This is a genomic window from Arsenicibacter sp. R0_47, assembly GCF_057652235.1.
The window spans coordinates 183,366-196,094 of record NZ_JBYFCJ010000012.1; the positions used below are offsets into that span (position 1 = coordinate 183,366).

The 12,729-nt window shown below is 54.3% G+C and carries 7 protein-coding genes; 1 reads left to right on the plus strand and 6 read right to left on the minus strand.

The genetic code is table 11. The features are described 5' to 3' along the window. Positions 1–5: 5 nt before the first annotated feature. Together AC23NW_RS19975 and AC23NW_RS19980 are read right to left on the minus strand one after the other, a co-directional pair. Entirely contained in the window at positions 6–1,661 is a 1,656-nt protein-coding gene (locus AC23NW_RS19975) for a UxaA family hydrolase (protein WP_487451541.1), read from the minus strand. 32 nt (positions 1,662–1,693) lie between these two features. Next, positions 1,694–3,223 carry a tagaturonate reductase gene (locus AC23NW_RS19980; protein ID WP_487451542.1) on the minus strand — a complete coding sequence of 510 codons (1,530 nt, stop codon included), beginning with the start codon at positions 3,221–3,223 and terminating at the stop codon, positions 1,694–1,696. 253 nt (positions 3,224–3,476) lie between these two features. Here AC23NW_RS19980 and AC23NW_RS19985 point away from each other — a divergent pair, with 253 nt between their 5' ends. Continuing rightward, positions 3,477–4,496 carry a LacI family DNA-binding transcriptional regulator gene (locus AC23NW_RS19985; protein WP_293840732.1) on the plus strand — a complete coding sequence of 340 codons (1,020 nt, stop codon included), beginning with the start codon at positions 3,477–3,479 and terminating at the stop codon, positions 4,494–4,496. Between the two features lie 44 nt (positions 4,497–4,540). On the opposite strand, the gene pelA is transcribed toward AC23NW_RS19985, so the two are convergent. The 4 genes from pelA to AC23NW_RS20005 form a co-directional block, all read right to left on the minus strand. Next, the gene (gene pelA, locus AC23NW_RS19990; protein WP_487451544.1) at positions 4,541–5,569 is read right to left on the minus strand and encodes a pectate lyase; all 1,029 of its coding nucleotides are present in this window, start codon (positions 5,567–5,569) and stop codon (positions 4,541–4,543) included. Positions 5,570–5,653: 84 nt separating this feature from the next. Then, positions 5,654–6,727: a pectinesterase family protein gene (locus AC23NW_RS19995; RefSeq protein ID WP_487451546.1), complete on the minus strand. Its 1,074-nt coding sequence runs from the start codon at positions 6,725–6,727 to the stop codon at positions 5,654–5,656. Between the two features lie 98 nt (positions 6,728–6,825). Beyond that, a complete protein-coding gene (locus AC23NW_RS20000) occupies positions 6,826–8,742 on the minus strand; it encodes a glycoside hydrolase family 88 protein (RefSeq protein ID WP_487451547.1) in 1,917 nt (638 codons plus the stop codon). A 1-nt stretch (position 8,743) separates the two neighbouring features. Next, a complete protein-coding gene (locus tag AC23NW_RS20005) occupies positions 8,744–11,077 on the minus strand; it encodes a glycosyl hydrolase family 28 protein (RefSeq protein WP_487451549.1) in 2,334 nt (777 codons plus the stop codon). Positions 11,078–12,729: the final 1,652 nt, after the last annotated feature.

A 12,729-nucleotide genomic window follows, 5' to 3' on the forward strand; every position in this document is an offset into this window, starting at 1 on the left:
ATTAGTTAAAGTGAAACGCCCCGTTTCCAGGGAATAAAATCATCTTGTCCGTGGCGGACGGCACTGACTTCGATTTCGCCGCTGGCTACACCGATGATGTACTCAAGCATGCGCTCTCCGGCTTCTTTCAGGGTTTCGTCCCCGTCAATGATCGGACCGGCATTGAAGTCAATGATGTCGGGCATCCGGCGGGCGAGGGCCGTGTTGGTCGCTATTTTGACCACGGGCGCAATCGGGTTCCCGGTCGGCGTGCCAAGGCCGGTTGTAAATAAAACAACATTTGCCCCCGAACCTACTTCTGCCGTTGTCGATTCTACGTCATTTCCGGGCGTACAGAGCAAATTTAACCCTGGATTAACACACGGCTCCGGATAATCGAGCACCGCCACGACCGGCGATGAGCCGCCTTTTTTGGCCGCACCCGCCGACTTGATGGCGTCGGTAATGAGCCCGTCGCGGATATTGCCGGGCGACGGGTTCATGTCAAAACCCGACCCGACGGCCTGCGCCCGGTCGGCATAGGTTGCCATCAGGGTTGAGAAGCGGCCGGCGGTCCCGCTGTCGACGCAGCGTTCGCAGAGTTCCTGCTCCACACCGCAAAGCTCCGGAAACTCGGAGAGAATAACGCGGGCACCCAAGCCAACCAGCAGGTCGGAGGTATAGCCGATCATGGGGTTGGCCGAAATGCCGGAGAAGCCGTCAGAGCCGCCGCACTCCAGACCGATGCACAGCTTGCTCAGCGGAGCCGGTTTCCGGCCATTGGCATTGGCCTGCATCAACCCCGCAAACGTCTGCCGCAGCGCCTGGCTGATCAGCGACTCTTCGGTGCCGACTGTCTGCTGTTCCAGCACAAACAGTGGTTTGGCAAACGCAGGGTCGCGCTTCTGTATTTCTTCCTGCAACATGGCCACCTGCGCGTTCTGGCAACCCAGACTCAGCACCGTTGCCCCCGCCACGTTCGGATGGGTGATATAGCCGGCCAGCAAGCCGCACAGCGCCTGTGCATCCTGACGGGTTCCCCCGCAACCGCCTTCGTGCGACAGAAATTTTACGCCGTCAATATTCGGAAACAGGCGCGGCCGGCGGTGATCGGCCAGGGCGGTCTGCAGGTCGGCCTGTAAAATATCATCCACTGTTTTTCCGGCCGACACCAGGGAAATAAGCTCCTGTGTCTGATTGCGGTAGGTACGCTGACGGGCGTAGCCCAGGTCCTGCACCAGCGCTTCTTCGAGGACTTCGATGTTCCGGTTTTCGCAGAATACGAGCGGAATAACCAGCCAGTAATTGGCAGTGCCTACCTTGCCGTCGGAACGATGGTAACCCATAAACGTCCGGTCGGCCCAGGCCGTTACATCGGGGGCGGTCCACGACGGGGCCTGGTGATTTTCCGGCGAATACGCGTCGGTCGCGTGTTTGAGGTTAAACGTTGTAATGACGCCCCCCGCCTGAATCGGTTGTTTGGCTTTTCCGACCAGTACCCCGTACATATACACCGAATCACCGGTATAGAGGTCATGGGTAGTCATTTTGTGTTTGGCTTCAACCGGTTCAGTCACCAGATAGTCGATGCCTTCGCAGTGAACGGTTTCACCCGGTGACAGATTGGTCAACGCAACCAGTACGTTATCGTCCGGGTGAATTTTAATAACTCGTTGTTTCATGGGTATATAAAAAACAGGGCGGTGGTCAGCCCTTAGCTTACGGTTTCTTTTTTGTTCAGGAACTGAGCAACGGTTTCGTAAACGCCCCCGTTCAGCATGTCGCTGAGGTAGCCGTGGACACTGTTGGCAAAGCCCGGCAGCTGGGTCAGGTCAAAGCCCCACAGCGATTTACTCGCCAGTACAATCGTCACCAGTTGTTTCGGGGCATAGCTCGACCACAAATCCGCGAAATACGCTGCTTTCTCGTCCTGGATCAGGTACGGGACGCCGTTGGCAATGCCCCACCAGCCCGATTCATTCTCGCGGATGGCCCGCATGAACAGGATATAGGCCGCAAACCCGAGTGCCATGTAGCCCGGCACGCCGCCTACCTGCCGGTAGAAATGCAGCAGGGTCGGCACGTTGCGCATCTGCATTTTGGCCGAATACTGCATGGTGATCGACAGCCATCGGTGTTCGATATACGGATTCCGGAAGCGGTCGATGACCTGCATGCCGAAGCGCTGTGCCATTTTTTCGTCGAGCGCCATCGGGATACCCGGCACCATTTCGCCCAACATCAGATTCTGGACATAACTGGCCATCAGCTCGTTATCGAGGGCTTCGCGTACGGTTTCAAAGCCGCACAATACACCCAGTCCGCAGCTAAAGGTATGTGTACCGTTCAGGAGCCGTAGCTTCAATTCGCGGTACAGGCTGATGTCGGGACGGATAATGACCCCTTCATCGGCCTGGCTGAACGAAAGAATATGCTGCACATGCTCATCGCCTTCGATAGCCCACAGACGGTAGACTTCCGAGATTGTGAGCAGTTCGTCGTCGTAGCCCAGCTGCTCTACCAGAGCGTGGCGCGTGGCCATGTCGGGACGGCCCGGTACAATCCGGTCAACCAGCGAATTACAGCAGTAATTGGCTGATTCGAGCCAGTCGATGAATTCAGCTTCCAGGGCATTGCGGTGGGCCAGTTCCAGCAGAATAGCCTCCAGTTTGGTACCATTGTCTGGAATCAGCTCCGTCGGCACAACCACCAGTCCTTTGTCGCGATCCCCGCCGAACGCCTTAAACCGCGCATACAACACGGCCAGGAGCTTGCCGGGGTACGACTTTGGCGGCGACTGCCGGATATCATCCTGCTGTAGCTGAATACCGATCTCGGTCGTATTCGAAATAACAATCTGTAAATCAGGGCTGGTGGCCACCTCCAGAATTTCCTGCCACTGCTCCTTTGCCGACAGCACGCGGCTGATTGCCGAACAGATCACATTCTGCTCAACGGTTTCGCCTTCGTCCAGACCACGGATACAAACCGTATACAGGTTATTCTGCCGGTTAAAGGCGGCCAGCTCTCCCCCCCCGTCCGTCGACTTTACCACGACGATGCGGCCATTGAAGATGCCTTGCCGGTTGGCTTTGTCAATCAGGTAGTCCGGCAGACCGCGTAACAGGACACCTGTGCCGAACTGCAGTACCCGCTCGGGTAAATGGCTTAGCTGCTCACTGGCCGGAAAACGGGTATCACCGCCGGCATTCAGCTTCAGGTACTGGAGAGATAGCTGTTCCACAGTTTTGTAATTTTTTAAGGAAATTTTGTTAGTCAATACGTTTTCGCATTCGTCGGTACGTTAAGCTTACACAAGCCGGCTGACATCCGGAACGCTTTGATTTTTTTTATTTGTGCAAACGTTATCGGGAACGTTGCCAAAAAATCCCTGAATAAACATGTTCAACTTTCCGGGTATATTTCCGCACTTTTTACTCTCTATACATAGCAGAGGCTCTTTCAGGCCTCAGATTGTATTTTAACTGTATTGTCCCTTGGATAACGTCACGATAAAAGATATTGCCCGGGCGCTCAACCTGTCGACCTCAACGGTGTCGCGGGCGTTGCGGGGCAGTTATGAGATTAATCCGGAGACCAAGCGGCTGGTGATGGAGTATGCCGAACGCCTGAATTACCGGCCCAATCCGATTGCCCTCAGCCTGCGCGAAAACCGTAGCCGCGCCATCGGGGTAATTGTCCCGCAGATTGCCAATTACTTTTTTTCGCAGGCCATAAACGGCATTGAGGCCATTGCCTACAACCGCGGGTATCACGTTATCATTTTTCAAAGCCACGAATCCTTCGAACGTGAGGTGACCAACGTCGAGCAGTCGATGGCCCGGAAAGTCGACGGACTGCTGATTTCGCTGTCCAGTCAGACGTCCGATGTCGGTCACCTGCGCAACATCCAGCAACGGGGTGTCCCGATTGTGATGTTCGACCGTGTGTCCGACGAGATCGAGACGACCCGTGTTGTGGCCGATAACTTTTCGGGCGCTTTTGTTGCCACCGAACACCTGATCAAAACGGGTCGCCGGCGCATTGCCCACATCACCACCCAGCCCTGGATGTCGATTACGCAGGAGCGGCTGGCAGGCTACAAGGCCGCACTGGTCCAGTATGGCGTCCCGTTCGACGAGGAACTGGTCCGGTATGGTGGTTTTAGTCGTGAAGAAGTGCAGCCGGTGGTTGAGGACCTGCTGACGTTACCCAATCCGCCCGACGCGTATTTTGCCGCCGGCGACCGGCTGGCGTTAGGGTGTCTGTCGGTACTGCGGCAGCGGCATATATCGGTGCCGGATCAGGCATCGCTCATCGGCTTCACCAACCTGAACGTGGCCGACATGCTGTCGCCTGCCCTCAGCACGGTGGTACAACCGGCACAGGAAATCGGTCAGGCCGCCGCCGAATGCCTGATTGAACTCATTGAACGAAAGCAGAAAGGCATTGATTTTAAAACGGTTAAACTACCGACACAGCTGATCATCCGCGAATCTACAGAACTGGTTAGCTGACCCATCCGGTAGCAAGTACGTTCAACCCTTGCTACCGGATGCGCTTATTTACCCCATTTTTCTTCCCATTTCGGATACTCGGCGCGAAGGAGTTTAGCCGGCCAGTTGCCATAGTAGCCGTACCCGACCCGCCGCTCGTTTTCAATTTCGGCGAGTGTTTTTCGTTTGATGCTGTCGCGGCCGACAAAAAAAGGAGTATTGGTGTCCAGATCATAAAACCGCGCCCACAACGTCGACGACGGATCATCGACCACAATCCGGTCGCGCCCTTTCGGCTGATTCGCATCCACAATGTCTTTTGTATTGATCCCCGGCAGCTTTACGGCGTCAAACCACGCCACGGCCGCCCGGATTGCCTGTTTGATCTCCGGCGACGGGTTCGGCACCTGCATCAGGAACCGGACCAGCCCCACGCTTTCGGCCCCGCTCAGCGACGGCAGCTCAAACGCCCGGGCTTTGGCCGGCAAAAGCGTATTGCGGTCGTGCTGTGCACACCAGACCGTTAGTTTCCCGTTCTGCACATACTGCGTTTTCAGAATGCAGCGGATGCCTTTGTCAAGCGCCTGCCGGGCCTGCGGGACCAGTGCCGGATCGAGTGCGTCGAAGCCATTGGTCCGTTCGGCCGTGTATTTCATCACGTTCAGCACATTCAGCATGGCATTATCGTTGTAGGTAATGTGCTTGTGATACCCGCTTGAATCAGGATAAAACTGCCCCCAGCCCCCCTGCGCATTCTGAGCAGTCAGCAGGTACCGGACACCACGTTCAGCGGCCGTTTTGTAGGCATCGTTTTTCGTTTTCTGATACGCTTCTACCAATCCGCGGATTTCGCGCGTGGTTGCGTCATCATCAATGGTTGTATCCAGCTTATCTTTTTCCGAGAGGAGCTTTTTCTTCTGCACCGGCGTCAGGCTCAGCTGGTATTTGATCGGATCGCCGCCGGGCTGTGGCCAGCCGCCATTGGTGCGCTGATACATCAGCATCCGCTCCCCTACCGAATCCTGTTCGGCTACCATGCCACCGCTCTGTGCAGGCATGCTCAATGCACCGGCTATCAACAAAAATGCGATCATTGTATTGTGTTTTTTTACCACATAGCCACATCAGAAAACAGAGATTTTTTATCTCTTCTGTGACCTATGTGGTTTGTTAATTCTCTACGGTTTCCACTTGCCATCGAATGTCCAGACAACAGAAATATCGGCGGGCTTGACGGGCAGGTTGTCTTTGTGCCAGGCAAAATCACCGCCCTTCCGGTGGCAATCGTAGTAATACACCCGACGGCCCCATTGCACCGGCGCGGGGGCGTTGGTTACCCAATAGATATCGGCATCGGCCATGTTCTCCGGAAACCGGCAACCAAGCAGGTAAAACTGGGCTTCGCGGTGGTAACGGCCCAGCTTAAAGCCGGTATCACCCTCAAACGCACAGTTTTTCAGCACGGTTTTCTGCGACGGGTTGCCACTGCCGTCGTGCCAGATGGCAGCGTTCATGTTGTGGCACACGAAATGGCAGTTTTCGGCATAGCTCCAGCCGCGCGGGCAGTAGAAATCAACGCCGCCTTCCATGGTGCAGTCCTTAAAATAAAACATGCCGGCTTCAACATCCCACGGGCTGACGGTATCCCCGCCCAGCGCCCTGAACGTACAGTTCCGGAACACCAGCCGCGTGGCGCCCGGCATCGACCGGAACGCCATCTGATGGCCATCTTTCCGGACGATCTTCGTACCCGCTTTTTCGGTTTCTTCGCGCGGCAGGCCTACCCCGCCGGGCTTTGGCGCGTTACTGCCCGATTCATTCTCACAACGGATAGTGGTGTCGCCCTTTGCTTTGAAGCCATAGTCGTTGATAACGGTCAGCTTTTCGAACACCAGGTCATGGGCCCGTACGTTGATGGTTGCGGTGCCGTAGTCGTCCGGATGTTCGCAGCGCCACATGTCGCGCGCCTGACTGATCAGGATACGTACCCCTTTTTCGCTTTGCCCCTGTAAGGTCAGAAAATGCTGTTTTCCGATGTAGAGCTTTTCGCGGTACGTACCGTTTTTAATCAGAATGACGCGCTGCTCCCGCTTTGCCGAGTCGGCCAGCGGAAGGCTCTCAATCGCCGCCTGAATGGTCCGGAAATCGCCCGAACCATCCTGCGCCACAACGATTGGTTTGGCTTTCTGCACCGACCAGCCCGACAACAGTAGTCCGGTGGCCAGCAAAAAAAATACGGTCAGATTACGCATAGAGGACTAAAAACAGGCCACAACGTACACACCACCCAACGAACTTGCCTCCACTGCATCGCTGTTCGGATTCGCCGTGTACGCTGCGGCCAGACTGTTTACTTCTTTGTTGTCAATAACCACTTAGCCAGATCCCTGGCCGCCTGGAAGTTTTCGTATTCGGCCGGAATCTTCCGGCCATCGGTGTACTCGTTATACAGCCACGGATCGCCGACGGCAAAGACGGTGCCTTTGCCCACTTTGGCCACCCCGATGATCACATCGCCCTGATCGGTCAGCGCCGACCGTGCCGGTGCCTTGACGCTCAGCGGCGACAGCTCCTTGATGTACACCTCTTTTGTATTGGCAAAAATTTCGTGATTCGCCGGAATCATGATTTTGCCTTGCTCGTACTGATCGCCCTTCACCATGTTCCGGTTTTTCGGCAGGAACTGCATGCCGAAAGCGGCCGCCAGCTGGTTAAAGTGCTTGTGTTCGCAGTTTGAGGTATCGTTGGCCATCAGCACCAGCGTACCACCGGCTTTCACCCAATCCGAAATGGCTTTCACATCGGCATCCGACACATAGTTTGGTTTCACGGTTTCTTTCGGGGTGTCCGGATCAACGATGATGTACACGTCGGTACCCTTCAGCGAAGCCGCTGTTGGCGCTGCCGGAATCATTTTCGTTTTGGCACCGTAATCGCGGAACACATTGCCCAGCCAGTAGAAACCGGAGTGCTGCCGGTCGTCGAGCGTGTAGTGGAACGGTTCCTGATCGCCGTTGACCCCTTTACGGAACTCGTGGTTAAAGTAGTTGTCGATGCCAACGGTTTTGCCTTTTCCGACGCCCAGTTCCTTCGCCGTCTCCATTTCGAGCGCCGCCATGATAAACGGCCCGACGCCTTTCAGATCGTCCTGCCGGATTTTCTCGCTCAGGTAGTATTCGTAGCTGCCGTCGCGGTACGGGTTGCCGCCCAGACCGCCAACCAGCACTGTTTTTTCGAGGTGAATCAGCCCCTTGTCATCCGTTGAGATAAAGTTTTTCAGGATGCCATTGAAGCCCTTGTCAGCATACTGCATCATCGACGCGGGCAGATAGCCTTTACGAACGCCTTTTGCCAGCGTATACACAAACATCGACGAGCCCGAGGCTTCAAGGTAATTACCTTTGTCGCCTACGCGGTCAGTTATCTGATACCAGACGCCTTCTTTCGGGTCCTGGAATTTCACGATGGCCGGTGCCAGCCGGTTCAGGATCGCAATCAGCTCACCGCGCCGGGGATGATCCTGCGGCAGGTAGTCCAGCACATCGACCAGGGCCAGCCCGTACCAGCCAATGGCGCGGCTCCAGAAGTTCGGCGACTTACCGGTTTTGGGGTTCGCCCATTTCTGCTCGCGGCTTTCGTCCCAGGCATGATACAGCAATCCGGTCTTTTCGTCGCGGGCATTTTTCTCCATCCAGACAAACTGATTGATGATGTCATCAAAGTTCTTCGGCTGGTTAAAGACGAGGCTGTACTCGGCATAGAATGGTTCGCCCATGTACAGGCCATCGAGCCACATCTGGTTCGGGTACCGCTTTTTGTGCCAGAAACCGCCTTCCTTCGTCCGGGGTTGCTCCGACAGCTGCTTCATCAGCAGGTCCGCCGCCTTTCTATATTTTTCCTTGTTCGGCAATGTCTGCTGGTATAAAGTCAGCAGCGCACGCCCCGGCGTTACGTTATCAATGTTGTAATCTTCGAGCTTGTAGGTTTTGATGTTTCCGTCGGCCGTCACCAGCTGGTCCATCACCTTATTGATGTAGTTGAAATAGCGGGCATCGCCGGTGCGGTACCAGACCTGCTCGATGGCTTTCAGCAGCAGCCCCATTTCGTAGTTCCAGTGTACCCGCTGGCCCTCCTTCACGTAAGCAACCGAATCTTTATTGACCGTCATCATCGTTGCCGTCATCCGCTGCGACCACGGAAGCGTCGACTGAGCTACGGCAGCCTGACCGGCCAGCAATAAGCCGATCAATAGGTGGTTCTTTTTCATGTTATTTCTTTGTTACAACTGTAGATAGTGCGTTGCTGCCGAATTCTACTTCTTTCTTTGCCTTTGAGGCGTCCGTGTTCAGCAGGCGGATCGCCTTCGAGCGGTCACCCATTACTTTGAGTAACAAATCGGCGCCGGGTTTATAGCTGATCTGATCGAGGGTAATGTTTTTGCTGTTCTGCACCTTCATCACCGTTTTTTCGCGGGTCATCAGCGTGATATTTTTCAGGCTGATGTTTTCGGCTTCGATGCAGACGAGGCCTTTATTGGCTTCGAGCACCGCATTCTCGATATCAATGTCCTTAATCGACATTTCGGGCAGGCCACGGATCAGGATACCGGTTTCGGCACCCTGGCAAACAACATTCCGGATATGAAAATCACGGAATTGCGGTGTCCCATCGTTCAGCGGCTGCGCTTCCATCGCCGGCAGTTCATTGCTTTCGCCGGGCTGCGGAACAGGGTCTTTGGCCATGTAATACATATCAAACAAGATGGCCTCGCCCGGAATATCGGTCATGTTGATGTCGGTTACGTAGATTTTCTCGACCACTCCGCCGCGCCCCCGCGCCGTTTTAAAACGCAGGCCCACATCGGTACCGAGGAAATTGCAGTTCGACACATACAGGTTTTTCACCCCGCCCGACATTTCAGAACCAATCACAAATCCGCCGTGTGCGTGGTAGACCGTACAGTTGCGGACAATGAAATTTTCGGTCGGTACACCGCGCTTGCGGCCTTCTTCGTCACGGCCCGATTTGATGCAGATGCCATCGTCGCCGACATCGAACGTACAGTTTTCGACCAACCCGTTGCGGCATGATTCCAGATCAACGCCGTCGCCGTTCTGGGCATACCACGGGTTGCGTACCGACACGTTGCGGAGTGTAATGTGGTTACACAACATCGGGTGCAGGTTCCAGGCCGGTGAGTTCTGGAACGTGACGCCTTCCAGCAAAATGTACGAGCAGTTGGTGAGCCGCACCATGTTGGGACGCAGGAAGTTTTTGAACTCCTTCGAGCTTTCGATGGTATAGCCCGCCGCTACCTGACCGGCACGCGGAATTTTTGAGCCTTTCAGGGAGGCCTCGGTCGGATACCACATGTTCTGCGACTCATCCAGCACCCCGCCCGACGCCACCAGCTTTTTCCACTGGTTGGCCGTCATTTTCTCTTTCTTCACGGCCCGCCACACCTGACCGGCTCCGTCGATAATCCCGGCACCGGTAATGGCAATGTGATGCGCATTCTCGGCACTTACCGGTGACTGACACCGGATTGCTTCCTGCCCCTCCCACGATGTTTTGACGAGTTGGTATTCATCGTAATTTTCGCTGAATTGCAGCAGTGCTCCTTTTTCGAGGTGCAGGTTTACATTCGACTGTAACACAACCGGGCCGGTCAGCCAGAATCCTTTCGGAATCAGCACCGTACCGCCGCCCGCTTTCGTACAGGCGTCAATGGCCTGATTAATCGCTTTCGAGTTGACAGTCAGCCCGTCGGCTTTGGCCCCGAAACGGGTGATGTTAAATGTATCCTTACGGAAGGCCGGTTCAACGGTTTTCGGCAGTTCATAGGCATATTTGCCCGGAAACGCCGATGGTTTCAGCAGTCCCGCCAGCGGGGCAATTGACCGGAAACCCTCAGCCACCAGACCGGCCATCACCGCCGCCCCATAGCCCGAAAAATGCGTATCATCGACTTTGCCGTCCGGAAAGCGCGGGTACATCTTCGGCGGCAGGTGCATAAACAGCTCCTTCGAGCCTTCGACGCCATGCCTGACAATCACCTCACGGCTCGTGGCGTGCAGATCGATCAGGGGCAGTCTGTATTCTTTCGCAATGGCCCGCACCACGCCCGGGTACTCGCCGTGCTGATCCACGAACTGACCATTGGCGTCAAATTTCCGGCGCATTACCGGTGTCAGCAGTACGGGGGTTGCCCCTTTTGCCTTAGCCTCCTCGGCATAGCGGATCAGGTTTTTGCGGTAATCGGTCTGCGGAGCGGCATAGCGCGTGGTATCCTCACTTTTCTGGTCATTGTGCCCGAACTGAATCAGGACAAAATCGCCGGGACGCAGCTGTTCCAGTACCTTCTGCCAGCGGCCTTCGGTACGGAAGCTTTTGGTACTACGCCCGTTTACGGCATGGTTCTGAACCTCCACGCCCTCCAGCAGGTAGTCGGGCAGGGCCATGCCCCAACCGGTTTCAGGAGCGGCATTGGCCGGTTTGTTGGCACAGGTCGAGTCACCGATCAGAAAGATACGCGGCTTGTTTTCGGCCCGGGTAAAGGCCAGGATCAACAGCAGCAGGGCAATACGGTATACGAATTTCATGGTCATGAGGTTGCAAATGAGACTAGCATGCCTGACTGAATGCGTTTTCAAAAACCGTCAGGCTTCCCTTCTCAGCATGAAGGGTATCAAGATAAAAGAGCTGCGGCATCTGGTTACGGGAATCCGGCTGTTTCGGAGCTATCCGGGATAACCCCGAAACTTACCGGTCGTCAAATGAATATGACTTTTTTGATATAGGTTGGCTGTTGCTCCCGATAAGGGCTTTATTCAGCTAAGGGAAGATGGAAAGGAAGGCTGTACTATGCAATGAAAAGCTTTTACTTTTTTTACGCAAACGTTCCCGATAACGTTTGCAATTGCGAAGACGCCTGAGCAAGGCCGTGGCTTCCGGCACGCATTTCCGGCTTTTTTTCTACCGGGCCGATGATTTTCAGATGGATAGTGCCCCCGGCTGATTTGTACTTTCCTGCGTTTAGTCAGTGCTGTCGCTCGTCGGGATTTAAAATCCCGACGCACCTAATCGCGGATGTATACATCCGCAGTCAGCAACATCCGGATTTAAAAATCCGGATGAGCGGGATAAGCCACCATTATACAAAAGCCCCGCTTCGCGGATGCGGGCGGGGCTTATATGAAAAAATATTAATTTGCAGTGCTGATCAACTGTTTGCAGCAGCCGATCAGCCCGAAACCTCCCCGGAGGTGGAGGGTTTTGTTTAACACTCAACCATGTATCCGCATGAAGAGAGCTAAACAGCACAGCTTAGTCCAGAAACTACTAAGTTGGCTAAAAACGTATCAGCCGCTGATCCAAACGATCTTTGGCGCGATACGGACTGGCTTTTCGATGTTGATGGAATGGCATCGACATCAGTAGGCTAGTTCTTAAAAGCGCTCCGTCCGGCAAGACGGGGCGTTTTCTGTTATCAAAGTTAACCGCAATTTCCAAAAAAACAAACGCGTTTTCGCCGGATGCCCCGCTCGTCGGGATTTTAAAATCCCGACGCACCTAATCGCGGATGTATACATCCGCAGGCAGCAGCATCCGGATTTAAAAATCCGGATGAGCGAGGGTACGGGAGCACACAAAGAGTTTACTACCTTTTATTTTTAACCCCAAACTGAAGTTTGGGGCTTCTGGCAAATCTCCCGAACCGGCATGGCATGATTAAGAGTGTGTCGTCAAGCAGTACATTTGCGCTTCGATACCATCCCCATGCCTGCCTAGAAGAGCTGTCCGCCATTATCCCTGAGCTAAAGCACAGGGTTCGTTCAGGAAGCCGCCGCTCGTCGGGATTTAAAATCCCGACGCACCTAATCGCGGATGTACACATCCGCAGTCAGCAACATCCGGATTTAAAAATCCGGATGAGCGGGAGTTTTTTTTTAGCAACCCTAAATCGACTCAATTGACTACATTAACAATTCCAAAACATTAGCATGATGAAAATTGCAATCGAAAGTCACTATCCTAGTTCATGGGTAAACAATACACCTAAGAAGATAGAGCATTATACTTATTATGAAAGCACTTATCTGGATTGGACTATCAAAAAAATAAAAAACTTGAGAGAAGAGTTTCCCGACTATAGTATTTATGGTGTAATAGACCAGCTGAGGTGGTCCGGTTTAGCGGCACACTGAACTTGCAAGTTTAGTATAATACTCCTGCTCAAACTGTTCAGGGCTTT

Bases quoted from the DNA above. Each gene is read 5' to 3' on its own strand.
- AC23NW_RS19975 (WP_487451541.1), bottom strand. From the start codon at position 1,661: ATGAAACAACGAGTTATTAAAATTCACCCGGACGATAACGTACTGGTT.
- pelA (WP_487451544.1), bottom strand. From the start codon at position 5,569: ATGATCGCATTTTTGTTGATAGCCGGTGCATTGAGCATGCCTGCACAG.
- AC23NW_RS19995 (WP_487451546.1), bottom strand. From the start codon at position 6,727: ATGCGTAATCTGACCGTATTTTTTTTGCTGGCCACCGGACTACTGTTG.
- AC23NW_RS20000 (WP_487451547.1), bottom strand. From the start codon at position 8,742: ATGAAAAAGAACCACCTATTGATCGGCTTATTGCTGGCCGGTCAGGCT.
- AC23NW_RS20005 (WP_487451549.1), bottom strand. From the start codon at position 11,077: ATGAAATTCGTATACCGTATTGCCCTGCTGCTGTTGATCCTGGCCTTT.